At 33.1% G+C, this 1,896-nt stretch carries 2 protein-coding genes; both read left to right on the top strand.

Annotated elements, in window-relative coordinates; translation table 11 throughout:
* A partial coding sequence (locus DWX26_RS16980) for a hypothetical protein (protein ID WP_207664642.1) occupies positions 1-205 on the top strand: 205 nt, incomplete at its 5' end.
* A 1-nt stretch (position 206) separates the two neighbouring features.
* Entirely contained in the window at positions 207-1,847 is a 1,641-nt protein-coding gene (locus DWX26_RS16530) for a 5-methylcytosine restriction system specificity protein McrC (protein WP_118601794.1), read from the top strand.
* Positions 1,848-1,896: the final 49 nt, after the last annotated feature.

The raw sequence follows: 1,896 nt of genomic DNA, 5'->3' as shown, positions 1-1,896 counted from the left end.
GCCCTTTGGAGGGCTAATAATAAACCACCAGTTGAACTGGTGGTTGCTAACTTTAATTCCACTGTTGAGAGAATATGCAAAGAATGGCATGTTTACAAAACGAAAAAAATTGGACATTAATGAAAAGTCTCTTGTGGAATTGTTGTATGATAATACATATTTTGAGTATTTGGAGAATAATCTGAGCGAAAGCGAGAAGAAATAATATGCAAGTTTTTAAGGGAGAAGATTATAAAGACGTAATAGGCGCTATGTCAGATGATTATGGGAAATATTTTAGCAATACATCGCCATTTTATGACGAAAAGTGGTCGCCCTTTAATCTTGGAATATACATGGATAGACAAGATGATAAACCTAAGGCTTCAAAGTATATTGGCGTTATGCCTGCTTTAGACAGAAATGCTGATCAAACGGAAATGTTCGGCGAAGAATTGCCTGTTATCAAAATTGTCTCAAGATTTTATGCAGATTTACCATTGAAAATGTTGAAAAGAGTGTTGGCTGGTAATGACTATTATGAAAACCCCGATATGATAAAAATAAAAAATTACTCTGGAATAGAATGGAGAAATTTACTTAAAAATAATGGTGACAACGAAAAAGGGAAAACTGAGGAAAGCCAAAATAAGGAAAGCGATGAAATACTTTTTGGGACGGTTCAGGGAATTGGCAGTATTGAATTATCCAGTAAATCAGGGGAATCTCAGGCAGATGATATAGACTATGGTCTTGCAAATCTTTTTGGCGTTTTTGAAATTCTTGATTTTTTGGATAAAGCAAAAAAAGTGTGTGAGAAAAATTTAAAAAAACAATCACAAAAAGTGGAAGAAAATTTAAATTGCAAAATTAAGGGAAGGATTTTAATACAGAAGCAGCTTAAGTATAATACTTCAAAAGGACAGAATCAAAAAATATATTGCGCCTATAATAAAATGACAGAAGATATACGGGAAAATCAAATTATCAAATATGCATTATATTTATGCAAAAATCATGAAATAGGTGCATCATTAGAAGAAGATATTCGCTTTTGTATGAATGCGTTAAAAAATGTTCCTTTAAAGAAATGTAGTGTGGCAGATTTCATCGGATTAAAAAACAATGGCGCTTTCCGACAGTATAAAGATGCATTAGTAGCGGCAAAAAAAATCATAAAAAGATATGGCGTATCTGAGTTAGGTGAGAAATTAAAGGATGAAACGGGAAAAGAATCTAGAGATGTTCAACTGGTCAGCGGAGAAGTTACACCTTATTATATAGATATTAATTTGTTATTTGAATATTATTGCCGAGCAATTTTCAAAGATGCAATAGAGGAATTTAATGCATCTAATACCATAAAATTTAATTTGGAAAAAAAGCAAGAAAGGAAATTGTTTCAAGAAGAGGATAAGAAAGAAAAGGATAAGGAACCGAAGGTTTATATGAAAAAGTATACGCCTGATATTGTTGTGACATATGGAAAAGAAGAAAAAGTAGTCGCCGTATTTGATGCAAAGAATTCAAAACTTGAAGATCAGGATAACCGTTCACGTCGTGCCAGAACGCATCAAATCATGTTCTATATGAAAGCACTAGGGTGTGATTATGGTGGATTGATTAGCCCGGCGGAGAAGTTGAAGAAACAACCTGGTGGCTGGAAGCTGAATATGGCTTCCAAAAATGACGGCACCAGCATGAACCTGTATTATATTCCGTTGATGTTTTCTAAAGAAACAGGGGAAGATGAGATGTTCAACGGATTTAAGAAAGATGTGATAGATTATCTTAATGAGATAGAGAAGGATTATTCTAAGAAAATTAAGAAGGATATACAAAAGCCATATATAGACTTTAAAAAGTAAGTGTCAAATAAAACAGTGTATAGAAAAATAACCGTCAGCCTTTTATACT

Origin of the sequence: Blautia sp. AF19-1 (assembly GCF_003479155.1) — a bacterium.
Classification (GTDB): Bacteria; Bacillota; Clostridia; order Lachnospirales; family Lachnospiraceae; genus Fusicatenibacter; species Fusicatenibacter saccharivorans.
The sequence above is the reverse complement of the archived record's forward strand: the minus strand, read 5'-3'. Positions and strand labels throughout refer to the sequence as shown.

Coding starts and splice junctions, on each gene's coding strand:
- DWX26_RS16530 (WP_118601794.1), top strand. CDS start 207: ATGCAAGTTTTTAAGGGAGAAGATTATAAAGACGTAATAGGCGCTATG.